The organism is Pantoea wallisii (assembly GCF_002095485.1).
Taxonomy (GTDB): Bacteria; Pseudomonadota; Gammaproteobacteria; order Enterobacterales; family Enterobacteriaceae; genus Pantoea; species Pantoea wallisii.
The window spans coordinates 1-879 of sequence record NZ_MLFS01000136.1 but is presented as its reverse complement, the minus strand read 5'-3'; the positions used below and the strand labels follow the sequence as shown (position 1 = coordinate 879).

General features: G+C 39.5%; 2 protein-coding genes. One reads left to right on the top strand and one right to left on the bottom strand.

What is annotated here, in order from left to right; translation table 11 throughout:
- Positions 1–492, top strand: a 492-nt coding sequence (locus tag HA48_RS21940; RefSeq protein ID WP_128603181.1) for a DUF4225 domain-containing protein, incomplete at its 5' end; no start/stop codon positions are given.
- Here the strand turns inward: HA48_RS21940 and HA48_RS21935 are convergent.
- Positions 486–800, bottom strand: coding sequence for a hypothetical protein (locus tag HA48_RS21935; protein WP_128603180.1), 315 nt, complete (start codon positions 798–800; stop codon positions 486–488). The two genes, HA48_RS21940 and HA48_RS21935, sit on opposite strands and share 7 nt — an antisense overlap.
- Positions 801–879 lie beyond the last annotated feature (79 nt).

The following is an 879-nucleotide window of genomic DNA, read 5'->3' as shown; positions in this document are numbered from 1 at the left end:
ATTAAGAGCGATAATGTCTGGCACTGGGTTATTAACGGTGTGGGGATTGTTCTTGGAAGCCTTCAGGTAATAGCAGGGATCGGCGTTATAGAGGCATCTTTAGCAACGGGAATGGTTTTTGGTGCTGGGTTTGGTGCTCTACTGATAGCCCATGGTGCTAATAGCGTCCAGGAATCAGCATTGAACTTATATCATGGTGTTGATGACTCCCGGGGTTTATTAAAGAGATCCTATATCGCAGGCGCAGAGTTTCTTGGTTTCGATGAAAAAACAGGTGAACTTGCTTATACCATCATGGATTTAGGCCTTTCAGCTTATGGGATGAGCAGACTCATAGTAAAACCAGAAATCTGGAGACTCTTCAGACACCTGCCAACTGATTACATCAGAGGAATTAAACAAATGAGCCGATTTGATTTAGGTGTTGAAATCTATAACGACTCAATGGCCATAAAGACATTACTTGATACTGAAAGCACCAAGAATCAATGAAGCCTTTTATATTTGAAAGCTTTAAAGCTCAGTTTCAAAGCACCAAAAATATATATTATAGGGATAACTATTATCATAGTAATCGAGTAAGAAATTACTGAAGACTCATCTTCACAAACAATCACATACACCCACACAGCAATAAAAAAAACAATTATTGACATAATGACAATGAACTGCGAGTGCAATGCCTTAATTAAGGCTGGGTAGGTTATATTGTATTCATTAAGTCTCTTGCGCATTTCAGCGAGATCTTTACCGGTGAATCCATGATTTACGAGATCTTCTTCAATTTTAATGTTGTTCATTTTATGGCCTCTTCAGTCTGAGAAAGGCGACGTATACGGGGTGTCAATGACAGGCCATAGCCAATACACCCAACAGCAA